Genomic DNA, 24778 nt, shown 5'->3' with positions numbered 1-24778 from the left:
ACAACCATGGCGAGCACAGCTCATCTCGATACCTTTGCACTAGACCGCCTGCCGCCCCCGCAGCAGTGGCCGGAGTTCCTGTTCAACGCGGACACGCAATACCCGGAGCGCATGAACTGCGCGCTGGAACTGGTCGAGCGCCATGTGCGCGAAGGCCGGGGCGAGCGCGTGGCGATCCGCTATGAGCAGGACGGCGCCCACCGCACCGTCAGCTATGCCGGACTGGCCGCGCTGTCCAACCGCATCGCCCACGTGCTGACCGGCGACATGAAACTGGTGCCGGGCAATCGCGTGCTGCTGCGCGGCCCCAACAACCTGATGATGGCGGCGTGCTGGCTGGCGGTGGTCAAGGCCGGTCTGATCGCGGTGCCGACCATGCCGTTGCTGCGTGCCAAGGAACTCAAGCAGGTGATAGACCGTGCCGAGGTCAGCGCGGCGCTGTGCGACGAACGCCTGCGCGACGAACTCGAAGCCAACCTGAATCCCGGCAGCGAGCACCATTGCCCGACCCTGACGCAGGTACGCTACTTCAACGGCAGCGGCGCAGACTCGGTGGAAGGCGGCATGGCCGGCAAGGCCGAGTCGTTTGACGCTTGCGATACCGCCGCCGACGATATCTGCCTGATCGCCTTCACCAGCGGCACCACTGGCCAGCCCAAGGGCACCGTGCATTTCCACCGCGACGTGATCGCCATGTGCGACCTGTTCCCGCGCCAGGTGCTCAAGCCAGGTCCCGACGACATTTTCTGCGGCACGCCGCCACTGGCCTTTACCTTCGGGCTTGGCGGCATCCTGTGCTTTCCGCTGCGCGTGGGCGCCTCCACCGTGCTGGCCGAGCGGCTCACGCCCGAGAGCCTGGTGGCGCTGATCCAGTCCTGGCGCGCGACGATCGTGTTCACCGCGCCGACCTTCTACCGGCAGATGGCCACGCTGGCGCAGGGCTATGACATCTCCAGCCTGAAGAAGAGCGTGTCGGCCGGCGAGGCCTTGCCCGATGCGACGCGCCAGAGCTGGAAGGCGGCCACCGGCATCGAGATGACGGACGGCATCGGCGGCACCGAGATGATGCATATCTTCATCTCCAGCGCCGGGGCGGAAGTGCGGCCGGGCGCGATCGGCAAGGTGGTCCCCGGCTATATCGCGCAGATCGTCGACGAGACGTTGCAGCCGGTGCCACCCGGCACGGTAGGCAAGCTGGCGGTGCGCGGCCCCACCGGCTGCCGCTACCTGGACGACCCGCGCCAGGCCAGCTATGTGAAGGATGGCTGGAACCTGCCGGGCGACACCTTCATGGCCGATGCCGATGGCTATTACTACTACCAGGCGCGCTCCGACGACATGATCGTCTCGGCCGGCTACAACATCGCCGGCCCGGAAGTGGAAAGCGCGCTGATGCGGCACCAGGCGGTGGCGGAGTGCGGTGTCGTCGGCATGCCGGACCCGGAGCGCGGCCAGGTCGTCGCCGCCTACGTGGTGCTGCGCCCCGGCGTGGCGGCCAGCGAGGAGATGTGCGCCACGCTGCAGGCCTACGTCAAGGCCGAGATCGCGCCCTACAAGTATCCGCGCCGGGTGATCTTCGTCGACGCGCTGCCGCGTACCGAAACCGGCAAGCTGCAACGCTTCCGCCTGCGGCAGATGGCCGAGCAGGGTGGCACGACCGGGGGAGGGCGCCAGCCGTGAGCGAAGTCTTCACCAACACCGTGCGAGTGCGGTTCAAGGACTGCGACGCCGCTGGCGTCGTGTTCTTCCCGCGCTACTTCGAGATGCTCAACGACCTGGTCGAGGACTGGTTCCGCGAGGCGCTCGGCTGGTCCTTCGACGCCATGCATGGCGCGGCCCGATCCGGCGTGCCGACGGCGGAAGTGTCCAGCCGCTTCGCCGCGCCGAGCCGGCTGGGCGAAGTGCTGACGCGGGAACTGCGCGTGACGCAACTGGGCAGCAGCAGCTTTTCCCTGCAGGTGCGCTTTGTCGGACCTGCCGCGGACCTCCGCGTGGAGATCGCACAGCGCCTGGTGTGCGTCGATACCGGGCAAATGGCGCCGCGCGCGCTGCCGCCCGAGGTCCGCGCCGCCATGGAGCGCTTCCTGGCGCCCGGGCGCGAAGGCACTTAGATACATTGCCGCATCCATGCGCCCATCCGGGGCGCGGTGCCGGCCAACCAGATCCCAATCACTGATAACGGAAACCCTACCATGAAGATTCTCCAGCCTCCAGACTGGGCCGCGCCGCGCGGCTATTCGAACGGCACCATGACCGAGATGCAGGTGGGCAGCCGCCTGCTCTTCGTTGGCGGCCAGATCGGCTGGAACGGCCAGTGCGAGTTCGAGACCGATGATCTTGCCGAGCAGGTCGGCCAGGCGCTGCGCAATATCGTGGCGGTGCTGGCGGCGGGCGGGGCGCGTCCCGATCACATCGTGCGCATGACCTGGTATGTGAAGGACAAGGAGGAGTACGTCGCCGCCTACCGCGCCATCGGCGAGCATTACCGTGCCAGCATCGGCCGGCATTTCCCGGCCATGACGGCCGTGGAAGTCGCCGATCTGGTGGAAGCGCGCGCCAAGGTGGAGATCGAGGTGACGGCGGTGGTGCCGGCCGCCGGGTAAGGCCAGCGGCCCGGCATCCCGACCGGGTGCCGGCCGCTTCCCGACAGGGTTCGAGGTGTCCGCAAGTCCTTGATAACTTGAGAAAATGGGCGGCGCAGGGTATAATTCGAAAGTTTCGCTTTCAGAACCCCTCACCCTAGCGCCTACCGAATTCCACCTTCCGCCGCCCCCATTTCGCCCTGGCTCCGCTGCATTATTTCATGCGGCGTATCGAGCACCGGGCGAACGGCCCCGGCGACAGGCACCGCGTCCATCACGCGGCTTGTCGCCCTGCCGGACAACGGGGCAAGAGGCGTTGAGCAGGTCGGTCACGGGGTGAATCCAGCAGGAGCCTACCCGTGTTACCGTCTTTTCCGTCCGCCATTCTCGCGCTTGCAGACGGCACGGTCTTTCGTGGCTATTCCATTGGCGCTTCCGGCCATACCATCGGCGAAGTGGTGTTCAACACCGCTCTGACCGGTTACCAGGAAATCCTCACCGACCCCAGCTATTCCCGGCAGATCGTCACGCTGACGTATCCGCATATCGGTAATGTCGGGGTCAATGCCGAGGATGTCGAAGCCACGAAAGTCCATGCCGCCGGCCTGATCATCAAGGATCTGCCGCTACTGGCCTCCAATTTCCGCAAGGAACACACCCTCGGCCATTACCTGAAGCAGGAAAAGGTGGTGGCGATCGCCGGCATCGATACCCGCAAGCTGACCCGTATCCTGCGCGAGAAGGGTGCGCAGAACGGCTGCATTCTGGCTGGCGAGGACAACGTGCAGAAGGCCATCGACCTGGCGCGCTCCTTCCCCGGCCTGGCCGGCATGGACCTGGCCAAGGTGGTTTCCGTCAAGGAACCGTATGCGTGGAGCCAGACCGAATGGGCGCTGGGCCGCGGCTACGGCAAGCTGGAGTCGCCGCGTTTCCATGTGGTGGCTTATGACTACGGCGTGAAGTTCAACATCCTGCGCATGCTGGCTGAACGCGGCTGCAAGGTGACGGTGCTGCCGGCGCAAGCCAGCGCCGAAGACGCGCTTGCGCTCAACCCGGACGGCATCTTCCTGTCGAACGGCCCCGGCGACCCCGAGCCCTGCGACTACGCGATCCGTGCCACCCGCGAGTTCATCGCGCGCGGCATCCCCACCTTCGGCATCTGCCTGGGCCACCAGATCATGGCGCTGGCCGTTGGTGCCAGGACGCTGAAGATGAAGTTCGGCCACCACGGCGCGAACCATCCGGTGAAGGATCTCGACGACGGCCGTGTGGTGATCACCTCGCAGAACCACGGTTTCGCGGTGGACGCCGATACCCTGCCCGCCAACGTACGCACCACCCATGTGTCGCTGTTCGACGGCTCGCTGCAGGGCTTCGCGCTGACCGACAAGCCGGCCTTCTGCTTCCAGGGCCACCCGGAAGCCTCGCCGGGCCCGAACGACGTGGCTTACCTGTTCGACCGCTTCACCGAGATGATGGCGGACGCACGCCAATAAGCGCGCAGCGAAGCAAAGACGAGAAGTTACGTAGACAAGCAGATAAAGCAGACCGCAGGACGACCCGATGAACGCCTTCATGCATACCGCGCTGGGCATTACCGATTTCTGGACCTTTGTGCTGGGCACGATCTTTATCGTGCTGCTGCCGGGCCCGAACTCGATGTATGTGCTATCCGTCGCCGCGCAGCGCGGCGTGCGCGAAGGCTACAAGGGCGCCTGCGGGGTGTTCCTGGGCGATGCCATCCTGATGGTGCTGTCGGCGGCGGGGGTGGCCTCGCTGCTGAAGGCGAGCCCTGCCTTGTTCTACGTGGTGAAGTACATCGGTGCCGCTTACCTGGGCTGGATCGGTTTCCAGATGCTGCGCGGCGCCATGCGCGCCTGGACCCGCCGCGGCGGCGACAGCGGCGCGGCGGTGCAGGCGGAGATGCCGGCGGACCGTGCCGTCAGCCCCGCCGTCAGCCCGTTTCGCAAGGCGCTGGTGGTGAGCCTGCTGAACCCCAAGGCCATCCTGTTCTTCATTTCCTTCTTCATCCAGTTCGTCGATCCGCAGTTCGGCTATCCGGCGCTGTCCTTTGTGGTGCTGGGGCTGGTGTGCCAGTTGTGCAGCTTCGCCTACCTGACCACGATCATCTTCGTGGGCGTCAGGCTGGCCGAGGCCTTCCGCCGCAGGCGACGGCTGTCGGCGGGCATGGCTAGCGGGGTAGGCGCCATGTTCATCGGTTTCGGCGCCAAGCTGGCGACGGCCACCCTGAACTGAATCGAATCCTGATATCCGGTGCGGTCCGCGCGAACGTGCGGGCCGGCCAATAATGAGAGCGTGCAATGCCAAAGCGCACAGACATAAAGAGCATCCTGATCATCGGCGCCGGCCCCATCATCATCGGGCAGGCGTGCGAGTTCGACTATTCCGGCGCCCAGGCCTGCAAGGCCCTGCGCGAGGAAGGTTTCAAGGTCGTGCTGGTGAATTCCAACCCGGCCACGATCATGACCGACCCCAACACGGCCGATGTGACCTACATCGAGCCGATTACCTGGGAAGTGGTCGAGCGCATCATTGAAAAAGAGCGTCCCGACGCCATCCTGCCGACCATGGGCGGCCAGACCGCGCTGAACTGCGCGCTGGACCTGCATCGCCATGGCGTGCTGGACAAGTACAAGGTCGAGCTGATCGGCGCGTCGCCGGAAGCCATCGACAAGGCCGAGGATCGCCAGAAGTTCAAGGAGGCGATGACCAGGATCGGCCTGGGCTCGGCCAAGTCCGGCATCGCCCACTCGATGGAAGAAGCGCTGGCGGTGCAGACGCAGATCGCCAGGGAAACCGCGACCGGCGGCTACCCCATCGTGATCCGCCCGTCGTTCACGCTGGGCGGCTCCGGCGGCGGCATTGCCTACAACCGCGAAGAATTCGAGGAAATCTGCAAGCGCGGCCTGGATCTCTCGCCGACCCGCGAACTGCTGATCGAAGAATCGCTGCTGGGCTGGAAAGAGTATGAGATGGAAGTGGTCCGCGACAAGAAGGACAACTGCATCATCATCTGCTCGATCGAGAACCTGGATCCGATGGGCATCCACACCGGCGACTCCATCACCGTTGCGCCCGCGCAGACCCTGACCGACAAGGAGTACCAGATCCTGCGCAACGCCTCGCTGGCGGTGCTGCGCGAGATCGGCGTCGATACCGGCGGCTCCAACGTGCAGTTCTCGATCAATCCGGCCGACGGCCGCATGATCGTGATCGAGATGAACCCGCGCGTGTCGCGTTCGTCGGCGCTGGCCTCCAAGGCCACCGGCTTCCCGATCGCCAAGGTTGCCGCCAAGCTGGCGGTGGGCTACACGCTGGACGAGCTGAAGAACGAGATCACCGGCGGCCAGACCCCGGCCTCGTTCGAGCCGTCGATCGACTACGTGGTCACCAAGGTGCCGCGTTTCGCCTTCGAGAAATTCCCGCAGGCCGACAGCCACCTGACCACCCAGATGAAGTCCGTGGGTGAAGTGATGGCCATGGGCCGCACCTTCCAGGAATCGTTCCAGAAGGCGCTGCGCGGCCTGGAAGTCGGCGTGGACGGCCTGGACGACAAGTCCTCCGACCGCGACGAGATCGTCGAGGAAATCGGTGAAGCCGGCCCGGACCGCATCTGGTACGTGGGCGACGCCTTCCGCATTGGCATGTCGCTGGAAGAAGTGCACGCCGAAACGGCGATCGACCCCTGGTTCCTGGCCCAGATCGAAGACATCGTCAAGACCGAGAACCTGGTCAAGGTGCGCAAGCTGGACAGCCTGTCGGCCGCCGAGCTGCGCCACCTGAAGCAGAAGGGCTTCTCGGACCGCCGCCTGGCCAAGCTGATGGGCACCGACCCCATGGCCGTGCGCGCCGCGCGCCATGCCGCCGGCGTGCGCCCGGTGTACAAGCGCGTGGACACCTGCGCCGCCGAGTTCGCCACCAACACTGCCTACATGTACGGCACCTATGAAGCCGAGCATGGCGAGTGCGAAGCCGACCCCACCGCCAATCGCAAGATCATGGTGCTGGGCGGCGGTCCGAACCGGATTGGCCAGGGCATCGAGTTCGACTACTGCTGCGTGCATGCCGCGCTGGCGCTGCGCGAAGACGGGTACGAGACCATCATGGTCAACTGCAACCCGGAAACCGTGTCGACCGACTACGACACCTCGGACCGTCTCTACTTCGAGCCGCTGACGCTCGAAGACGTGCTGGAAATCGTCGACAAGGAAAAGCCCGTCGGCGTGATCGTCCAGTACGGCGGCCAGACCCCGCTGAAGCTGGCGCTGGACCTGGAAGCCAACGGCGTGCCCATCATCGGCACCAGTCCCGACATGATCGACGCCGCGGAAGACCGCGAGCGTTTCCAGAAACTGCTGCATGAGCTGGGCCTGCGCCAGCCCCCCAACCGCACCGCGCGTGCCGAGGACGAAGCACTGCGCCTGGCCACCGAAATCGGCTACCCGCTGGTGGTGCGCCCGTCGTACGTGCTGGGTGGCCGCGCCATGGAAATCGTGCATGAGCCGCGCGACCTCGAGCGCTATATGCGCGAGGCCGTCAAGGTGTCGCACGACTCCCCGGTGCTGCTGGACCGCTTCCTGAACGACGCCATCGAGTGCGACGTCGACGCCTTGTGCGACGGCCAGCGCGTGTTTATCGGCGGCGTGATGGAGCACATCGAACAAGCCGGCGTGCACTCGGGCGACTCCGCCTGCTCGCTGCCGCCGTACTCGCTGGCGCAAGCCACCGTGGACGAGCTCAAGCGCCAGACCGCCGCCATGGCCCGCGCCCTGAGCGTGATCGGCCTGATGAACGTGCAGTTCGCGATCCAGCAAGTCAATGGCGAAGACATCGTCTACGTGCTGGAAGTGAACCCCCGCGCCTCGCGCACGGTGCCGTATGTGTCCAAGGCCACCGGCCTGTCGCTGGCCAAGATCGCCGCGCGTTGCATGGCCGGCCAGTCGCTGGACTCGCAAGGCATCCACGACGAAGTGGTGCCGCCGTACTACAGCGTCAAGGAAGCGGTGTTCCCCTTCAACAAATTCCCCGGCGTCGACCCGGTGCTCGGACCCGAGATGCGCTCCACCGGCGAGGTGATGGGTGTGGGCAAGACCTTTGGCGAAGCGCTCTTCAAGAGCCAGCTCGCGGCGGGTTCGCGCCTGCCGGAGCGGGGCACGGTGCTGCTGACGGTGAAGGACAGCGACAAGCCGCACGCCGTCGGCGTGGCGCGCATGCTGCACGATATGGGCTACCCCATCGTGGCCACCCGCGGTACCGCCTCGGCCATCGAAGCCGCCGGCATCCCGGTGCGCGTGGTCAACAAGGTGAAGGACGGCCGTCCGCACATCGTCGACATGATCAAGAACGGCGAACTGGCGCTGGTGTTCACCACCGTGGACGAAACCCGCACCGCGATCGCCGATTCGCGCTCGATCCGTATCTCGGCCCTGGCCAACCGGGTGCCGTACTACACTACCATCGCCGGCGCGCGCGCCGCGGTGGAGGGTCTCAAGCACATGCAGAGCCTGGAGGTCTATGACCTGCAAGGCCTGCACGCCTCGCTGGCCTGACGGCCCTCCCGGGCCCCGGGGCTGCCCGCAGTTGCTGCGGGCAGCCCTCTTGGCCTAAACTAACAGCAATTTCGTCGATCCGCCGACCGGGTAAGCGTCCGGGCAGTGGTCGACCAACCTGACAACCTGAAAGGCCGCGGTTGAGCGGAAGTGCTCCGGGCAGCGACGCCGGAGCATGGTTCCAGCTCCGCTGCGGCTCATTTTTTTGCAGAACGAGACATGAGCACGATTCCGATCACAAAGCGCGGCGCAGAGCTGCTGAAAGAGGAACTGCAGCGCCTGAAGGCCGTCGAACGTCCTGCGGTGATCAATGCCATTTCCGAGGCGCGCGCGCAAGGCGACCTGTCCGAAAACGCCGAGTACGACGCCGCCAAGGAAAAGCAGGCCTTTATCGAAGGCCGCATCCTGGAAGTGGAGTCCAAGCTGTCGGCCGCGCAGGTCATCGATCCGACCCAGCTCGATGTCGATGGCCGCATCGTGTTCGGCGCCACCGTCGAACTGGAAGAGCTGGATTCCGGCAAGCCCGTGAGCTACCAGATCGTCGGCGACGACGAGGCCGACCTCGACAGCGGCAAGATTTCGGTCAGCTCGCCCATCGCGCGTGCGCTGATCGGCAAGTTCGAAGGCGATGTGGCGATCGTGCTGGCCCCCGGCGGCGAGCGCGAATACGAAGTCATCACAGTTCGCTACGTCTGAAAGAGGCTGCGTGTTCTCTTCCTCCTACTCGAGCCTGCCGCCCCTGCCGCATCGGATCTTTCTCCTGCTGACCGTGGTCTGGGCCGGCAGCCTGTGGACGGTGGGCTACATGGTGGCGCCGACGCTGTTCTCCGTGCTGCCCAGCCGCGAGACCGCCGGGCTGATCGCCGGCCAGCTGTTCCGCACGGAGGCCATTCTTGGCCTGGTGATCGGCGTGCTGCAGCTGGCGCTGTGCAACCTGATGATCCGCCGCGGTGCAAGGCGCTACCGTGGCCTGCGCTGGCTGGTGCTGGCCATGCTGCTGTGCGTGCTGCTGGGGTACTTCGGCATCCAGCCCTTCATGGAGAACCTGAAGGACAAGGCAACGGCGCTGGGCGTGGGCGTGTCCGATTCTCCCTATAAGGGCCAGTTCGGCATGCTGCATGGGGTGTCCAGCCTGTTCTACCTGGCGCACAGCCTGCTGGCGCTGGTGCTGGTGTGGCGCGCGGCGGCGCCGCGTTCGGCGGGCGAGTAGGGCAGGTCAGCAAGGGTGGCGGCGGCCCCGGGTGGGGCCGGCCCATATCATGCCGGCGCGCGACAGGATGCGCCGGCCAGTCGCTCAGTCGAGCGCTTTCTTCTTCTGGCTGGTGGGGCGGGCGCGCGCACGCTTGACGTTGCCGCCAGCGGTGACGCGTTCATTGCCCAGCACCGTCACTTGCGAGCGCTTGGGGCGGCGGTTAGGCGCGGCGCTCGGCTTCTTGACTGTCACGGTGCGCGGCGCGGCGCCGCCACGCGGGGCCAGGCGGCCCAGTTCCTGCGGGAGATTTTCCTTCAGGACGGCCGGACCCGGGCGCCATACCACCAGCAGCTTGCCGATGTGCTGGATCGGGGCGGCGTCGAGATCCCCGCAAATGGCCTCATACATGGCGATGCGGCTTTCGCGGTCGTCGCCGAATACGCGGATCTTGATCAGGTCGTGCGAGGCCAGGCTACGGTCGATTTCGGCCAGGACGGGACGCGTCAGGCCCTCGCCGCCGATCATGACGACCGGATTGAGGCCATGGGCACGTGAGCGGAGTTCGGAGCGCTGGGCGGGATTGAGTTGAAGAGCGGGCATAAGTAAAGCGCAGGCGAGGGCGCAAATGGGCGCGCAAGTGGTGCGCAAACCAGGGCACCGAAGTGCCGAAAAAGCGAATCGGCGCGTATTATCCGTCAAACTGGCACGGTCAGGCTGCAAAATCAGCAAAACGAGTGAAAAACGCACGGCTGGCCGCGGGTTGGCGGCGTTTTTCTCCAAACTAGATGTCTCCGGAATGGCCAAGAACAAATTCAATCAGGCGTGGTTGCATGACCATATCAACGACCCCTACGTCAAAATGGCGCAGCGCGAGGGCTATCGGGCCCGCGCAGCGTATAAGCTGAAAGAGATCGACGAGCAGGACAAGCTGATCCGTCCCGGCCAGGTCATTGTCGACCTGGGCGCGGCCCCTGGCAGCTGGAGCCAGTACGCCCGCAACAAGCTGGCCGCTTCGCCGCGAGCCAAGGATGGCGGCATCGACGGCGCGGTGATCGCCATCGACCTGCTGCCGATGGAGGCTGTCGCTGACGTCACATTTATCCAGGGTGACTTCCGCGAGGAGGACGTCTTCCGGCAACTGGAGGAAATCGTGCTGCAGGCCTCCGGCGGCGCAAAGATCGATCTTGTTTTGTCGGATATGGCCCCCAATTTGTCAGGTGTGGCCTTTGCCGATGCCGCCCGCATCGATTACTTGTGCGACCTGGCGCTGGAATTTGCCCAGGCGCATCTGAAGCCGGAGGGCTCATTGCTGGTAAAGTGTTTCCATGGCAGCGGTTACAGCCAGATCGTGGAGAAGTTCAAGCGCCAGTTCAAGGTGGTCGCCAAACGCAAGCCCAAGGCGTCGCGCGACAAGTCTTCAGAGACCTTCATTCTTGGGCGTTACCTCAAGTCGGCGGGGTGAAGCGAGCCTATCGCTTCGATCAATTTGCTTTTTCCCCCGACGCCGGGCACTGCATTACAATGCAGCTATCCCGTTGGCAAGGCGTTCGTAAAGGAGTTTGGCCTTGAATAACAACCTGTTTCAAAAGGCGGCAATCTGGCTAGTGATAGCGCTGGTGCTGTTTACCGTCTTCAAGCAGTTCGACAAGCCCCGCCCGCAGGAAGGCGTCACCTATTCGCAGTTCATGGATGACGCCAAGGCCGGCAAGGTGGGCCGCGTCGACGTGCAAGGCCGTAATCTGGTGGTCTCGCCCAAGGAAGGGCAGAAGTACACCATCATCTCGCCGGGCGACATCTGGATGGTCGGCGACCTGATGAAGTACGGTGTCCAGGTGACTGGCAAGGCTGACGACGAACCCAATATGCTGGTGCAGGCCCTCTATTACCTCGGGCCCACCCTGCTGATCATCGTGTTCTGGTTCTACATGATGCGGCAGATGCAGGGCGGCGGCAAAGGCGGTGCCTTTTCCTTCGGCAAGTCGCGCGCGCGCCTGATCGATGAAAACCAGAATGCCGTCACCTTCCAGGATGTCGCCGGCTGCGACGAGTCCAAGGAAGAAGTGATCGAACTGGTGGACTTCCTCAAGGATCCGCAGAAATTCCAGAAGCTGGGCGGCCGTATCCCGCGCGGCGTGCTGCTGGTAGGCCCTCCGGGCACCGGCAAGACGCTGCTGGCACGTGCCATCGCCGGCGAAGCCAAGGTGCCGTTCTTCAGCATCTCCGGTTCGGACTTCGTTGAAATGTTCGTTGGCGTGGGCGCGGCCCGCGTGCGCGACATGTTCGAGAACGCCAAGAAGCAGGCGCCCTGCATCGTGTTCATCGACGAAATCGATGCGGTCGGCCGTCACCGCGGCGCAGGCATGGGCGGCGGCAACGACGAGCGCGAGCAGACCCTGAACCAGATGCTGGTCGAGATGGACGGCTTCGAGGCCAACTCGGGTGTGATCGTGATCGCCGCCACCAACCGTTCCGACGTGCTGGACAAGGCGCTGCTGCGCCCGGGCCGTTTCGACCGCCAGGTGTATGTCGGCCTGCCCGACATCCGTGGCCGCGAGCAGATCCTCAAGGTCCATATGCGCAAGGTGCCGATCGGCAACGATGTCGACGCGTCGGTGATCGCACGTGGTACCCCGGGCTTCTCGGGCGCCGACCTGGCCAACCTGGTCAATGAAGCCGCGCTGTTTGCCGCCCGCCGCAGCAAGCGCGTGGTCGACATGCAGGACTTCGAGGACGCCAAGGACAAGATCTATATGGGCCCGGAGCGCAAGTCCACGGTCATGCGCGAAGAAGAACGCCGTGCTACCGCGTACCACGAGTCCGGCCATGCGGTGGTGGCAAAGCTGCTGCCCAAGGCGGATCCGGTGCACAAGGTCACCATCATGCCGCGCGGCTGGGCACTGGGCGTGACCTGGCAATTGCCGGAGCACGACAAGTACTCGAAGTACAAGGACAACATGCTCGACGAGATCGCCATCCTGTTTGGCGGCCGCGCGGCGGAAGAGGTTTTCCTCAACGCCATGAGCACCGGTGCTTCCAACGACTTCGAGCGCGCCACCAAGACGGCCCGCGACATGGTCACCCGCTTCGGCATGAGCGATATGCTGGGTACCATGGTGTATGTGGATACGGAGCAGGATGGCATGTTCGGCAAGATGTCGTCCAAGACGGTATCGGAAGCCACCCAGGTCAAGGTCGACGCTGAAATCCGCCGCATCGTCGACGAACAGTACGGCCTGGCCAAGCGCCTGCTCGAGGAAAACCGCGACAAGGTCGAGGCCATGACCGCGGCCCTGATGGAGTGGGAAACCATCGATGCTGACCAGGTCAACGACATCATGGCTGGCAAGCCGCCGCGCCCGCCGCGTGGTGCGTCCAGCCAGAACGGTGGTGGCAACACCCCGTCGGGCGGTTCGCCGGTGGCTCCCACCAACGCACCCGCCACGGCCTGAGCGGATGATGGCAGGCACGGCAACCCCGTCGGCGGCCCGGTAACACCCTGGTGCCATAGACGTGGTTGTCGCGGTCGAACATCAAGCCTGAAGCCGGCGCCTTGTGCGCCGGCTTTTTCATTGCAGCGCCGCACCTCGCGCAATCTGGATATTTCCTTCTTTCTCGTTCTCGTATCTTGTCGAACTCAACCGATTCATTCTTCCAGTGCGGCCGCTACCGCTTCGCGCGCGACCGACGTCCGCTGGTGATGGGCATCCTTAACGTCACCCCCGACTCCTTTTCCGACGGCGGCCAGCACGCCGGCCGCGATGCCGCCATGCGGCATGCCGAGCGCATGATCGCCGAGGGCGTGGATATCATCGATATCGGCGGCGAGTCGAGCCGGCCAGGGTCGGCGGCGCTGCCGCTGGAGCAGGAACTGGAGCGCGTGCTGCCGATCGTCGAGGCACTGCGCGACTGTGGCCGGGCCTTGTCGATCGATACCTACAAGCCGGAAGTCATGCGCGCCGCGCTGGCGGCCGGCGCCGACCTGATCAATGACATCTGGGGTTTCCGCATGCCCGGCGCCATCGAGGCGGTGAGCGAGCCGGATGCCGGCCAGGCCGGGCTGTGCGTGATGCATATGCAGCGCGATCCGCAGACCATGCAGGAGCAGCCCCAATACCACGATGTAGTGGGTGAAGTGGCCGGCTTCCTGCGCGAGCGGGTAGATGCCCTGCGCGCGGCAGGCGTGGCCGAGGCCCGCATCACGCTGGATCCGGGCTTTGGTTTTGGCAAGACGCCGGATCATAATCTGCACCTCCTGGGCCGGTTGCAGCAACTGGCGGTGGATGGGCTGCCCCTGCTGGTGGGGCTATCGCGCAAGTCGACGCTCGGCGCCATCCTGGGCGGCCGGCCGCCGCAGCAACGCGTCGCCGCCAGCCTGGCCGCGGCAGTGTGCGCGGCGGAGCGGGGAGCGTATATCGTGCGCGTACATGATGTGGAGCAAACCGTCGATGCACTCAAGACCTGGTGGGCCATCCGCCATGAAACAATTGCCGGTTAGCATTGGTTTTGATTATTGGCACCCGATGCCTCTTCAGCCTTCAGCTTTTCGCTTTAGCGTTCGGCATCCGCAAGACAAAGTAATGGGAGAACAACTTTATGACACGCAAGTACTTCGGCACGGATGGCATACGCGGCAGGGTTGGCGAAGCGCCGATCACGCCCGACTTCGTGATGCGCCTGGGCTATGCGGCGGGCATGGTGCTCGCCCACGGCGCGAAGCAGCAGGATCAGGCGCGTCCGACCGTGCTGATCGGCAAGGACACGCGCATCTCCGGCTATATGCTGGAGGCCGCGCTGGAGGCCGGCTTTACCTCGGCAGGCGTCAATGTGCTGCTGACCGGGCCGCTGCCGACGCCGGGCGTGGCGTATCTCACGCGCGCTCTTCGCCTGTCGGCGGGCGTGGTGATCTCCGCCAGCCATAACCCCTACTACGACAACGGCATCAAGTTTTTTTCCGCGGACGGGGACAAGCTGCCTGACGCGGTGGAAATGGCAATCGAAGCGGCCCTGGAAGAGCCGATGGTATGCGTGCGCTCGGACGATCTCGGCCGCGCGCGGCGTATCGACGATGCCGCCGGCCGGTACATCGAGTTTTGCAAGAGCACGTTCCCCTACGAGCAGGACCTGCACAAGCTCAGGCTGGTGGTGGATTGCGCCCATGGCGCCGCTTATCACATTGCACCCCACGTTTTCCACGAGCTGGGCGCCGATGTGATCTCGATCGGCAACCAGCCCGACGGGCGTAATATCAACGCCGGATATGGTGCCACCGCGCCGGAGAAGCTGATCGAGGCGGTCAAGGCCAATGGCGCGGACCTCGGCCTGGCCTTCGACGGCGATGCCGACCGCCTGCAGGTGGTGGACCGCGATGGCCGCCTGTTCAATGGCGACGAACTGCTCTACCTGATTGTCCAGGACCGTCTGCATGCGGGCCAGGCGGTGGAGGGCGCGGTGGGCACGCTGATGACCAACATGGCGGTCGAACTGGCGCTCAAGCGCAAGGGCGTGGAGTTCGTGCGTGCCAAGGTGGGCGACCGCTATGTGCTGGAGGAGCTGAACAAGCGCAAATGGGTGCTGGGCGGCGAGGGCTCGGGCCATCTGCTTTGCCTGGACCGGCATACCACCGGCGACGGCATCGTATCGGCCTTGCAGGTCCTGGCGGCCTTGCGCCGCAGCGGCAAGACCCTGGCCCAACTGCTGGAGGGCGTTTCGCTGTTCCCGCAGACGCTGATCAACGTGCGCGTGGAAAAGGGCTTCGATTGGCAGTCGCATCCCGGCCTGACCGCGGCGCGTGCCAAGATCGAGCCGCAGCTGGAAGGCTGTGGCCGTGTGCTGATCCGGGCGTCGGGAACCGAGCCGGTGGTGCGCGTGATGGTGGAGGCCGAGCAGGTCGAGACCGCGGAGCAGGCGGCGCAGACGCTGGCAGACGCTTTGCGGGCCTGAGTCCGATTCGGTTCGAGGCCGTGGATGCCGGGCATTGCCCGGCATTTTTTTAATTAAATCAGCAATTAACCGCCGAATTTCGGGCGCCGGCGGCACGATCGGCAGCGTCGGGAGGCTGGCCTTTGGATGTGAGTCGAGGCTAACTTTCTAGCCACCGACAAGAAGATCCCGTGATGTCATGGAATTGTCATAGTCTGGGCATACAGTTCGACTTGTCAAAAAATCGTCATTCCCAACCATGTCTCTGGAGGACATATGAAGCTGGTCAAGACTGCCGTAGCAGGCATTGTGTCGTTGGTGGTGGCGGGCACTGCGTTCGCGGCGGAAATTACCGGTGCTGGCGCATCTTTCCCGGCGCCCGTCTATTCCAAGTGGGCCGATGCATACCAAAAAGCAACGGGTAACAAGGTCAACTATCAATCCATCGGCTCGTCCGGCGGCATCAAGCAGATCGGCGCCAAGACCGTCGACTTCGGTGCTTCCGACGCACCCCTGAAGGACGAAGAACTGGCCAAGCAAGGCCTGGTGCAGTTTCCCACGGTGATCGGCGGCGTGGTGCCGGTGATTAACCTGCAAGGCGTCAAGCCGGGCGAACTGACCATCACCGGCGAAGTGCTGGCAAACATCTACCTGGGCAAGATCAAGAAGTGGGACGATCCCGCCATCAAGGCGCTGAACCCGCACGCCAAGCTGCCGAGCCAGGACATCCTGCCGGTGCGCCGCGCCGACGGTTCGGGGACGACCTTCATCTTCACCAACTACCTGTCCAAGGTCAGCCCCGACTGGAAGAGCTCGGTAGGCGAAGGCACGACCGTCAACTGGCCGGGTGGTGGCACGGGCGGCAAGGGTAACGAAGGCGTGGCCGCTTTCGTGCAACGCCTGAACGGCGCGATCGGCTACGTCGAGTACGCCTACGCCAAGCAGAACAAGATGACCCACCTGAACATGAAGAACGCTGCGGGTGTAGTGGTTCAGCCTAGCGATGAAGGTTTCAAGGCAGCAGCAGCAGGTGCCGACTGGAGCAAGACCTACTACCAGATCCTGACCAACGAGCCGGGCAAGGCCGCATGGCCGATCGCCGGTGCCACCTTCATCCTGGTGCACAAGAACCAGGAAAAGCCGGCACAGGGCACGGAAGTACTGAAGTTCTTCGACTGGGCGTACAAGAGTGGCGGCCACATGGCCAGCGATCTCGACTACGTGCCGCTGCCGGAAGCCGTGGTGAACCAGATCCGCGCGACCTGGAAGTCTTCGGTCAAGGACAGCTCGGGCAAGGCGCTGTACTGATCGGCTGAGCGCCAACCCGGCGCGCCTGCGCGCGCCGGGTTGGCAGTCTCGCCGGCCCGGCGCCTGAAAAGGTGCCGGGCAAACAGCATCGCAATACGCAGTAATAGCAGTAACATCGCAGAAGCAGTAACACCGCAGAAGCAGTAACGCACAGTGCATGCGGCACACGTCCCGGCCCCCCGCGGCGCAATGCACGGGCCCTTCGGCCCGAGTGAGCGGGGCACCCGCTGGCATGCCAGATAACCGAACTCCATTACCCCATCATGGCGACTACATCCGATCTATCCGCTGTGCGGCCGCCGAGCCGTACCGGTGACGTCTTGTTTGGTGGCCTGACGCGCGGCGCGGCCATCGTGACCTTGCTGCTGCTGGGCGGCATCATCGTGTCGCTAGCTATCAGCGCGTGGCCGACCATCCAGACCTTCGGCCTGCGCTTCCTGTGGACCGCCGAGTGGGATCCACCCGCGGACGTCTATGGCGCGCTGGTGCCGATCTACGGCACCGTCGTGACCTCGCTCATCGCCCTGATCATTGCGGTGCCCATCAGCTTCGGCATCGCGCTGTTCCTGACCGAGCTGTCGCCGGCATGGCTGCGCCGCCCGCTGGGCACGGCCATCGAACTGCTGGCCGCGGTGCCCTCGATCGTCTACGGCATGTGGGGCCTGCTGGTCTTCTCACCCATCTTCGGCGAGTACTTCCAGAGGCCGCTGGCCGCCACGGTGGGCCAGCTGCCGCTGATCGGCAAGCTGTTCCAGGGCGCGCCGCTGGGCATCGGCCTGCTGTGCGCCGGCGTGATCCTGGCGATCATGATCATTCCCTATATCGCCTCGGTGATGCGCGATGTGTTCGAGGTCACCCCGGTGCTGCTCAAGGAATCGGCCTACGGCGTCGGCTGCACGACGTGGGAAGTGATGTGGCGCGTGGTGCTGCCTTACACCCGCGCTGGCGTGATCGGCGGCGTGATGCTTGGCCTGGGCCGCGCGCTTGGCGAAACCATGGCTGTCACCTTCGTGATCGGCAATACCAACCTGCTGGACAACGCCTCGCTGTTCTCGCCGGGCAACAGCATTACCTCGGCGCTGGCCAATGAATTCGCCGAAGCTGGCGCGGGGCTGCATACCGCCGCGCTGATGGAACTCGGCCTGATCCTGTTCTTCATCACTTTCGTGGTCCTGGCGCTGTCGAAGTTCCTGCTGATGCGCCTGGCCAAGAGCGAGGGCGCAAAATGAGCCAAGCCGCCATGTCTTCCACCTCCTCCTCGATTCCGGCAGTGCGCCCGGGTGCGGATGCCATGCGCGCACGCATGCAGGCGCGCCGCCGCCGCACCAACTTCTATGCCCTGACCGCGTCGCTGGGCGCAATGGCGTTCGGCCTGTTCTGGCTGGCATGGATCCTTTGGACCACCATCTCGCTAGGGCTGGGCGGGCTGTCGATGGACCTGTTCACGCAAATGACCCCGGCCCCGAATACCGCCGGCGGTGGCCTGGCCAATGCGATCTACGGCAGCTTCGTGATGGTCGGGCTGGCCACGCTGTGCGGCACGCCGCTGGGCATCCTGGCCGGCATCTACCTGGCCGAATACGGCAAGACGTCGCCGCTGGCCAGCTTCATCCGCTTTATCAACGACATCCTGCTGTCGGCACCGTCGATCGTGATTGGCCTGTTCGTCTACGCGCTGGTCGTGACCCGCATGGGCCATTTCTCCGCCTGGGCCGGCATCTGCGCGCTGGCGCTGCTGCAGATCCCGATCGTGGTGCGTACCACGGAGAACATGCTGAACCTGGTCCCGAACGCACTGCGCGAGGCTGCCTTTGCCCTGGGCACGCCCAAGTGGAAGATGGTGCTGTCGATCACGGTGAAGTCGTCGTACGCTGGCATCCTCACCGGCGTGCTGCTGGCGGTGGCTCGTATCGCCGGCGAGACCGCGCCGCTGCTGTTCACGGCCTTGTCCAACCAGTTCTGGACCAGCGACCTGAACAAGCCGATGGCGAACCTCCCGGTGACCATCTTCCGCTTCGCCATGAGCCCGTTTGTCGAGTGGCAGCAACTGGCCTGGGCCGGCGTGTTCCTGATTACCGTCGGGGTGCTTGCGCTGAATATCCTGGCCCGCATCCTGTTCAAGAAATGACCAGTGACGCGATCGCCACGCGGCATTCCCAAAATTCCTTGCGAGAGACGAGCATGACCTCGACCGCCATCGACATTTCCGACACGACCCGCGCCAAGATCGATGTGCGCAACCTTAACTTCTACTATGGCCAGTTCCATGCGTTGAAGAACGTCAATATGTCGATTCCCGAGCGCAAGGTGACGGCCTTCATCGGCCCGTCGGGCTGCGGCAAGTCGACCCTGTTGCGCACGTTCAACAAGATGTACGCGCTCTACCCGGAGCAGCGTGCCGACGGCGAGATCAACATGGACGGCGACAACCTGCTGACCGCCAGGCAGGACATCGCCCTGCTGCGCGCCAAGGTTGGCATGGTGTTCCAGAAGCCGACGCCGTTCCCGATGTCGATCTATGACAATATTGCCTTTGGGGTGCGCCTGTTCGAGAAGCTGTCGCGCTCCGAGATGGATGATCGGGTGGAGTGGGCACTGGCCAAGGCTGCGCTTTGGAACGAAGTCAAGGACAAGCTCAAGCAATCGGGCTATGGCCTTTCCGGCGGCCAGCAACAGCGCCTGTGCATTGCGCGCGGCATCGCCATCCGCCCGGAAGTCCTGCTGCTCGATGAACCGTGCTCGGCACTCGATCCGATTTCGACCGGCCGCATCGAAGAACTGATCGCCGAGCTGAAGGACGACTACACGGTGGTGATCGTGACGCACAATATGCAGCAAGCCGCGCGCTGCTCGGACTACACCGCGTATATGTACCTGGGTGAACTGATCGAATTCGGCGAGACCGAGAAGATCTTCATCAAGCCGCATCGCAAGGAAACCGAAGACTACATCACAGGCCGTTTCGGCTGATTTGAGCGTTGCGCACATAACGCATAGCATGCAAATAAAGCGGCTAGGAGAACACCATGTCTGACAAGCATCTGTCGACCCAATTCGACGCCGACCTCAACGCCATCAGCACGAAGCTGTTGCAGATGGGCGGTCTGGTCGAGTCGCAGATTGAAATCGCCATGCGGGCGCTATCGGAATTCGATGCCGATCTCGCCGACCAGGTGATCGCGCGCGAGCAGCAGCTCAACGCCCTCGAGGTCGAGATCGACGCCGACTGCGGCAACATCATCGCGCGCCGGCAACCGACCGCGCGCGATCTGCGCCTGGTGATGGCGATTTCCAAGACCATCACCAACCTGGAACGCGCCGGCGACGAGGCGGAGAAGATCGCCAAGCGCACCAAGCACATCATGGAAGACACGGGGGCCCACCAGATCAATTATTCCGAGGTGAAGCTCTCGGGCGACCTGGCCATCGCGCTGCTGCGCCAGGCACTGGACGCCTTTGCGCGCCTGGACACCGTGGCCGCGGCCCGCATCGTCAAGGACGACAAGGCCATCGACGACGAATTCCGCGCATTCGTGCGCAAGCTCATCACCTATATGATGGAAGACCCGCGCACGATCTCGGTCGCGCTGGATTTCCTCTTTATCGCCAAGGCGATCGAGCGCATTGGTGATCACGCCAAGAACATCGCTGAATTCATCATCTACATCGTCAAGGGAACGGATGTCCGCCACGCTTCGCGTGAGGACATGGAGCGCGAAGCGCTGAGTTGAACGGCGCCACTGCGGAGAAATATTCATGCCAAGCAGCATTCTTGTTGTCGAAGACGAACCGGCGATCGCCGAACTGATCGCGGTCAACCTGCAGCACGCGGGACATTATCCGATCCGGGCCTATAACGCCGAGCAGGCGCTGTCGCTGATGAGCGACGTGCTGCCCGACCTGGTACTGCTCGACTGGATGCTCCCGGGCAAGTCGGGCGCCACATTCGCCAAGGAGCTGCGCAACAACGACCGCACCAAGCAGATTCCGATCATCATGCTGACCGCGCGCAGCGAGGAACAGGACAAGGTGCTGGGGCTCGAGGCCGGGGCGGACGACTACGTCACCAAGCCGTTCTCCCCCAAGGAACTGCTGGCCCGCATCAAGGCGGTGTTGCGCCGCCGCGCCCCGCAGCTGACCGACGACGTGGTTGCCATCAACGGCCTGCGCCTAGACCCGGCCACGCACCGCGTCACCGGCCAGGACGAGAGCGGGATGATCAAGCTGGATCTTGGCCCCACCGAGTTCCGCCTTCTGCACTTCCTGATGACGCATCCGGAGCGTGTGCACAGCCGTTCGCAATTGCTGGACCAGGTCTGGGGCGATCACGTGTTCGTGGAAGAACGGACGGTCGACGTCCATATCAAGCGCTTGCGCGCCGCGCTGACCCCCGGCGGCTACAGCAATATGATCGAGACGGTGCGGGGCAGTGGATACCGCCTGGCGCGCGCGCCCGGCCACTGATACCAGGCGTGCCACGGTTTCGTTGACGTGGCACCTGTCGCCTGACGCCTGTTTCGTGGCACACTCCACCGCATTCCCCGCGGTCTTGCCGCCTGCCTGACCTTCTTCCCTCTTCATGAACGTCATCTGGGCCCGTTCGGCGGCCATCCTGATCTTCCTGGCCCTGGCTTCGGCCGGGCTGTATTTCCTCGCCGGTCCCGTGCCCGCGCTGGGCTTCATGTGTGCCGCGCTGCTGGGGCTGCTGCTCTACTACCTGTATCAGATCAACCGGCTGTGGAAAGTGCTGGACGCGCCGGCATACGGCGAGATCCCCAGCGCGCTCGGGCTGTGGGGCGAGGTGTATTACCGCCTGCACCGGCTGGTCAAACGCTGGCGTACCCAGGTGCTCCAGGTCGAGCAGCAGCACACCCGCTTTATCCAGGCCATCCAGGCCTCGCCCAACGGCGTGCTGATGCTCGACGACGCTGACCAGATCGAATGGTGCAACGACGTGGCCGAGCAGCACTTCGGCCTCAATGCGCGGCGGGATGTGCGCCAGCGCATTACCCACCTGCTCCGGCGTCCCGAATTCATCAAGTACCTGCAACTGCAGCGTTTCGACGATCCGCTGCTGATGCGCGACATGGGCGAGCACAAGCGCAGCGTGATCGCCGTGCAGATCCTGCCCTATGGCGAGAACCGCAAGCTGGTGCTGACGCACGACATCACCAAGCTGGAGAACACCGAGGCGATGCGCCGGGATTTCGTCGCCAACGTCTCGCACGAGCTGAAGACGCCCCTGACGGTGCTGACTGGCTTCCTGGAGACGGTGCGCGACCTGCCGGTAGCGGAACAGGACCGCAACCGCTATCTCGACATGATGCTGGTGCAGTCCATGCGCATGCAGCACCTGGTCGAGGACTTGCTGGTGCTGGCCAAGCTCGAAAGCGACGAGCTGCCGCCAAGCCTGGATCGCATCGACATGGCCGAACTGGTCGGCCACCTGGTGCACGACGCCGAGGCGTTGTCGCAAGGCGGCCATCAGGTCTCGGCGCAGATCGATCCGGCGGTCGTCATCCGCGGCGCGGAGCGCGAACTGCTGTCGGCGTTCGGCAACCTGGTTTCCAACGCGGTGCGCTATACGCCGGAGGGTGGGCGCATCAGCATGGCGTTGGTGTACGAGAACGAGCACGCCATCTTCTCGGTCAGCGATACGGGCCTGGGCATCGCCGCCGACCATATCCCACGTCTCACCGAGCGCTTCTACCGGATCGATCGCAGCCGCTCGCGCGATACCGGCGGCACCGGCCTGGGGCTTGCCATCGTCAAGCACGTGCTGTCGCGCCATCATGCCGACCTGCGCATCACCAGCGAGGTAGGTCGCGGCAGCGTGTTCCGCGTGGTGTTCCCGACCGATCGCAGCGGTTACGTGCCGGCCGCCGCGCCACAGCGGAGCCAGCCACCGCAGAAGGCGGCCTGACTACGGTCCGGACCTGCGTGGACTGGTTGGCAAGCGTCACTGCAGCCGCTGGGCGCAGCGCGCCAGGCGCGCCACGCCGCCAGTGCCTCAGCCGTTTGCGAACATGGCCAGCAAATCGAGCTGGCTGACGTGGGGCTGGCTGGACTTGGTGTGCTTGCGCGTATAGCTGCCGTCTTCCTGCATGATCCAGGCGGAAGCATTGTCGCGCAGGTGAACCCGCAGGCTCTCCTTGATCACGCGCGCCTTCAGCGCCGTGTCCAGTACGGGGAAGGCAACCTCGACCCGGCGGAACAGGTTGCGGTCCATCCAGTCCGCGCTGGACAGGTAGACCACTTCGGTGCCACCGGCCAGGAAGTAGTAGACCCGGTGATGTTCCAGGAAGCGCCCGACAATCGAGCGCACCGAGATATTTTCCGACATCCCCGGCACCCCCGGGCGCAGCGCGCACACGCCGCGGATGATCAGGTCGATCTTCACGCCGGCGCGTGACGCCTTGTACAGTTCGTCGATGATCGATGGCTCCAGCAGCGCGTTCATCTTGGCCATGATGTGCGAACGCTTGCCGGCGCGGGCATTGCGCGCTTCCGCGCGGATATGCTCGACCAGGTTGCTCTGCATGGTGAACGGCGACTGCCACAAGTGATTCAGCCGGATGGTGCCCGCGGTGCCGGTGAGCAGCTGGAACACGTGCTGGACGTCCTCGCAGATCCGCTCGTTGGCGGTGAGCAGGCCGAAGTCGGTGTACAGCCGCGCGGTGCGCGGATGGTAATTGCCGGTGCCCAGGTGCGCGTAGCGCCGCAGCTTGTACTCCTTGCTCTTGGCGCCGGCCAGTTCGCGCCGGACCATCAGCAGCATCTTGGCATGGCACTTGTGGCCGACCACCCCGTAGACCACATGCGCGCCGGCGGATTCGAGCCGCTCGGCCCAGTTGATATTGGTCTCTTCGTCAAAGCGGGCCAGCAGCTCCACCACGACCGTGACTTCCTTGCCGTTGCGGGCCGCCGTCATCAGTGCTTCCATCACCGGCGACTCGTTGCCGGTGCGATAGACGGTCTGCTTGATGGCCACCACTGCGGGATCGACGGCGGCCTGCTGCAGCAGGTCGAGCACCGAGCTGAAGCTCTCGTAGGGATGATGCAGCAACACGTCCTGCTGGCGGATCGCATCGAACATCGGCACGCCAGGCACAAACGCCTTGACCGGCGCCGGCACGTGGGGCGGGTACTTGAGGGAAGGGCGGTCGACCAGGTCGGGGATCTGCATCAGCCGCACCAGGTTGACGGGGCCGCTCACGCGGTAGACGTCCTGCTCGCCCAGGCCGGATTCGAGCAGCAGACGGCGCGCGATGGCCGGCGGTGTGTCGGAGGAGATTTCCAGGCGCACCGTGTCACCGAAGTGGCGGGTGGGCAACTCACCCTGCAGGGCTTCGCGCAGGTCCGTGATATCGTCTTCCGACACAAACAGGTCGGAGTTGCGGGTGACGCGGAACTGATAGCAGCCGATGACCTTGATGGCAGGGAACAGCTCATGCACGAAGCCTTGCATGAAGGACGACAGCAGCACAAAGCCGTAGGGATAGCCCGAGAGCGCCTCGGGCATCCGCACCATGCGCGGCAGTGCGCGCGGCGCCTGCACGATGGCCAGGTCGGCCTCCCGGCCGAAGGCATCCTTGCCCGACAGCTCAATGACGAAATTCAGGCTCTTGTTGAGCACCCGCGGGAAGGGGTGGGCGGGGTCCAGCGCGATCGGCGTCAGCACCGGACCGAGTTCGCGCACGAAGAAGCTGCGAGCCCATTCGCGTTGCGCCTCGTTCCAGGTGGCGGTCAGGTGAAAGTACACCCCTTCTTTTTCCAATAGGGGGAAAATCACGTTTTGCAGCATGTCATACTGCATCGCCACGAGCTTTTGCATGCGTTCCGTGACGATCTGGTATGCCTGCTGCAGGGAGAGCCCGTCGGGAGTGATCCCGGACGGGTTGTCGCGCATCTGCTCCTTCAGTCCGGCCATGCGGATCTCGAAGAACTCGTCCAGATTGCTTGATACGATACAAATGAACTTCAGGCGTTCCAGCAGCGGCACCGCGGCGTCGGCTGCCTGGGCCATCACGCGCGCATTGAATTCCAGAATGCCCAGTTCACGGTTGAGTAGTGTGCCGGGTGGGCTCGTCGACATTGGCATGACCTTCGTATGATAATGCGGCGACTTTTTCATATATCCATGTCAAATTGATGACAAAGTGATTTTGTCACGATACAGACATGATCAAGACATATTTTTCCTGCTT

21 protein-coding genes are annotated in these 24778 nt (G+C 64.2%); 19 read left to right on the top strand and 2 right to left on the bottom strand.

The features are described 5' to 3' along the window. The first annotated feature begins 6 nt into the window (after window positions 1–6). The 8 genes from AC1DQ3_RS24475 to AC1DQ3_RS24440 all read left to right on the top strand — a co-directional run bounded on the left by AC1DQ3_RS24475 (window position 7) and on the right by AC1DQ3_RS24440 (window position 9362). The gene (locus AC1DQ3_RS24475) at window positions 7–1680 is read left to right on the top strand and encodes an AMP-binding protein (protein WP_477122744.1); all 1674 of its coding nucleotides are present in this window, start codon (window positions 7–9) and stop codon (window positions 1678–1680) included. After that, a complete protein-coding gene (locus tag AC1DQ3_RS24470) occupies window positions 1677–2111 on the top strand; it encodes an acyl-CoA thioesterase (protein ID WP_477122743.1) in 435 nt (144 codons plus the stop codon). Before AC1DQ3_RS24475 ends, AC1DQ3_RS24470 begins: the two co-directional genes overlap by 4 nt. Window positions 2112–2192: 81 nt before the next feature. Continuing rightward, window positions 2193–2603: a RidA family protein gene (locus AC1DQ3_RS24465; RefSeq protein WP_477122742.1), complete on the top strand. Its 411-nt coding sequence runs from the start codon at window positions 2193–2195 to the stop codon at window positions 2601–2603. A 338-nt stretch (window positions 2604–2941) separates the two neighbouring features. Beyond that, window positions 2942–4078, top strand: coding sequence for a glutamine-hydrolyzing carbamoyl-phosphate synthase small subunit (carA, locus tag AC1DQ3_RS24460; RefSeq protein ID WP_477122741.1), 1137 nt, complete (start codon window positions 2942–2944; stop codon window positions 4076–4078). A gap of 67 nt (window positions 4079–4145) precedes the next feature. Beyond that, window positions 4146–4838: a leucine efflux protein LeuE gene (gene leuE / locus AC1DQ3_RS24455; RefSeq protein ID WP_477122740.1), complete on the top strand. Its 693-nt coding sequence runs from the start codon at window positions 4146–4148 to the stop codon at window positions 4836–4838. 65 nt (window positions 4839–4903) lie between these two features. Further along, on the top strand, window positions 4904–8152 hold the full coding sequence (gene carB / locus AC1DQ3_RS24450) for a carbamoyl-phosphate synthase large subunit (RefSeq protein WP_477122739.1): 3249 nt from the start codon (window positions 4904–4906) through the stop codon (window positions 8150–8152). A gap of 219 nt (window positions 8153–8371) precedes the next feature. After that, on the top strand, window positions 8372–8848 hold the full coding sequence (greA, locus tag AC1DQ3_RS24445; protein ID WP_477122738.1) for a transcription elongation factor GreA: 477 nt from the start codon (window positions 8372–8374) through the stop codon (window positions 8846–8848). A gap of 10 nt (window positions 8849–8858) precedes the next feature. Beyond that, on the top strand, window positions 8859–9362 hold the full coding sequence (locus AC1DQ3_RS24440) for a DUF4149 domain-containing protein (protein WP_477122737.1): 504 nt from the start codon (window positions 8859–8861) through the stop codon (window positions 9360–9362). An 84-nt stretch (window positions 9363–9446) separates the two neighbouring features. On the opposite strand, the gene AC1DQ3_RS24435 is transcribed toward AC1DQ3_RS24440, so the two are convergent. Next, window positions 9447–9944, bottom strand: coding sequence for a YhbY family RNA-binding protein (locus tag AC1DQ3_RS24435; RefSeq protein ID WP_477122736.1), 498 nt, complete (start codon window positions 9942–9944; stop codon window positions 9447–9449). A gap of 196 nt (window positions 9945–10140) precedes the next feature. Between AC1DQ3_RS24435 and AC1DQ3_RS24430 the strand changes: the two genes are divergently transcribed. From AC1DQ3_RS24430 to phoR, 11 genes are all read left to right on the top strand, one after another. After that, on the top strand, window positions 10141–10806 hold the full coding sequence (locus AC1DQ3_RS24430; protein WP_035860545.1) for an RlmE family RNA methyltransferase: 666 nt from the start codon (window positions 10141–10143) through the stop codon (window positions 10804–10806). 103 nt (window positions 10807–10909) lie between these two features. Further along, entirely contained in the window at window positions 10910–12793 is a 1884-nt protein-coding gene (ftsH, locus tag AC1DQ3_RS24425; protein WP_477122735.1) for an ATP-dependent zinc metalloprotease FtsH, read from the top strand. 248 nt (window positions 12794–13041) lie between these two features. Then, entirely contained in the window at window positions 13042–13839 is a 798-nt protein-coding gene (gene folP, locus AC1DQ3_RS24420; protein ID WP_477122778.1) for a dihydropteroate synthase, read from the top strand. A 98-nt stretch (window positions 13840–13937) separates the two neighbouring features. Then, complete coding sequence (glmM, locus tag AC1DQ3_RS24415) at window positions 13938–15284, top strand: phosphoglucosamine mutase (RefSeq protein ID WP_477122734.1); 1347 nt, start codon at window positions 13938–13940, stop codon at window positions 15282–15284. 255 nt (window positions 15285–15539) lie between these two features. Beyond that, window positions 15540–16571 (top strand): phosphate ABC transporter substrate-binding protein PstS, encoded by a 1032-nt coding sequence (pstS, locus tag AC1DQ3_RS24410; protein WP_477122733.1) that lies wholly within the window; start codon window positions 15540–15542, stop codon window positions 16569–16571. A 263-nt stretch (window positions 16572–16834) separates the two neighbouring features. After that, window positions 16835–17800 carry a phosphate ABC transporter permease PstC gene (gene pstC / locus AC1DQ3_RS24405; protein WP_477122732.1) on the top strand — a complete coding sequence of 322 codons (966 nt, stop codon included), beginning with the start codon at window positions 16835–16837 and terminating at the stop codon, window positions 17798–17800. Beyond that, on the top strand, window positions 17797–18699 hold the full coding sequence (gene pstA / locus AC1DQ3_RS24400; RefSeq protein WP_477122731.1) for a phosphate ABC transporter permease PstA: 903 nt from the start codon (window positions 17797–17799) through the stop codon (window positions 18697–18699). Before pstC ends, pstA begins: the two co-directional genes overlap by 4 nt. Before the next feature lie 53 nt (window positions 18700–18752). Continuing rightward, window positions 18753–19541, top strand: coding sequence for a phosphate ABC transporter ATP-binding protein PstB (gene pstB, locus AC1DQ3_RS24395; protein WP_477122730.1), 789 nt, complete (start codon window positions 18753–18755; stop codon window positions 19539–19541). Window positions 19542–19597: 56 nt separating this feature from the next. After that, complete coding sequence (gene phoU / locus AC1DQ3_RS24390) at window positions 19598–20302, top strand: phosphate signaling complex protein PhoU (RefSeq protein ID WP_477122729.1); 705 nt, start codon at window positions 19598–19600, stop codon at window positions 20300–20302. A 25-nt stretch (window positions 20303–20327) separates the two neighbouring features. Continuing rightward, on the top strand, window positions 20328–21035 hold the full coding sequence (gene phoB / locus AC1DQ3_RS24385; protein WP_477122728.1) for a phosphate regulon transcriptional regulator PhoB: 708 nt from the start codon (window positions 20328–20330) through the stop codon (window positions 21033–21035). A 115-nt stretch (window positions 21036–21150) separates the two neighbouring features. After that, complete coding sequence (phoR, locus tag AC1DQ3_RS24380; protein WP_477122727.1) at window positions 21151–22494, top strand: phosphate regulon sensor histidine kinase PhoR; 1344 nt, start codon at window positions 21151–21153, stop codon at window positions 22492–22494. 87 nt (window positions 22495–22581) lie between these two features. On the opposite strand, the gene ppk1 is transcribed toward phoR, so the two are convergent. After that, window positions 22582–24666, bottom strand: coding sequence for a polyphosphate kinase 1 (gene ppk1, locus AC1DQ3_RS24375; RefSeq protein WP_477122726.1), 2085 nt, complete (start codon window positions 24664–24666; stop codon window positions 22582–22584). Window positions 24667–24778 lie beyond the last annotated feature (112 nt).

This window comes from Cupriavidus sp. 01T418 (assembly GCF_056398885.1).
Note: the sequence above shows the minus strand (reverse complement) of the source record. Positions and strands in the feature narration are given on the sequence as shown.

What these genes read in the sequence shown, in the direction of transcription:
- AC1DQ3_RS24475 (WP_477122744.1), top strand. Translation starts at nt 7, where the DNA reads ATGGCGAGCACAGCTCATCTCGATACCTTTGCACTAGACCGCCTGCCG.
- AC1DQ3_RS24465 (WP_477122742.1), top strand. Translation starts at nt 2,193, where the DNA reads ATGAAGATTCTCCAGCCTCCAGACTGGGCCGCGCCGCGCGGCTATTCG.
- leuE (WP_477122740.1), top strand. Translation starts at nt 4,146, where the DNA reads ATGAACGCCTTCATGCATACCGCGCTGGGCATTACCGATTTCTGGACC.
- carB (WP_477122739.1), top strand. Translation starts at nt 4,904, where the DNA reads ATGCCAAAGCGCACAGACATAAAGAGCATCCTGATCATCGGCGCCGGC.
- greA (WP_477122738.1), top strand. Translation starts at nt 8,372, where the DNA reads ATGAGCACGATTCCGATCACAAAGCGCGGCGCAGAGCTGCTGAAAGAG.
- AC1DQ3_RS24435 (WP_477122736.1), bottom strand. Translation starts at nt 9,944, where the DNA reads ATGCCCGCTCTTCAACTCAATCCCGCCCAGCGCTCCGAACTCCGCTCA.
- AC1DQ3_RS24430 (WP_035860545.1), top strand. Translation starts at nt 10,141, where the DNA reads ATGGCCAAGAACAAATTCAATCAGGCGTGGTTGCATGACCATATCAAC.
- folP (WP_477122778.1), top strand. Translation starts at nt 13,042, where the DNA reads ATGGGCATCCTTAACGTCACCCCCGACTCCTTTTCCGACGGCGGCCAG.
- glmM (WP_477122734.1), top strand. Translation starts at nt 13,938, where the DNA reads ATGACACGCAAGTACTTCGGCACGGATGGCATACGCGGCAGGGTTGGC.
- pstS (WP_477122733.1), top strand. Translation starts at nt 15,540, where the DNA reads ATGAAGCTGGTCAAGACTGCCGTAGCAGGCATTGTGTCGTTGGTGGTG.
- pstC (WP_477122732.1), top strand. Translation starts at nt 16,835, where the DNA reads ATGGCGACTACATCCGATCTATCCGCTGTGCGGCCGCCGAGCCGTACC.
- pstA (WP_477122731.1), top strand. Translation starts at nt 17,797, where the DNA reads ATGAGCCAAGCCGCCATGTCTTCCACCTCCTCCTCGATTCCGGCAGTG.
- pstB (WP_477122730.1), top strand. Translation starts at nt 18,753, where the DNA reads ATGACCTCGACCGCCATCGACATTTCCGACACGACCCGCGCCAAGATC.
- phoU (WP_477122729.1), top strand. Translation starts at nt 19,598, where the DNA reads ATGTCTGACAAGCATCTGTCGACCCAATTCGACGCCGACCTCAACGCC.
- phoB (WP_477122728.1), top strand. Translation starts at nt 20,328, where the DNA reads ATGCCAAGCAGCATTCTTGTTGTCGAAGACGAACCGGCGATCGCCGAA.
- phoR (WP_477122727.1), top strand. Translation starts at nt 21,151, where the DNA reads ATGAACGTCATCTGGGCCCGTTCGGCGGCCATCCTGATCTTCCTGGCC.
- ppk1 (WP_477122726.1), bottom strand. Translation starts at nt 24,666, where the DNA reads ATGTCGACGAGCCCACCCGGCACACTACTCAACCGTGAACTGGGCATT.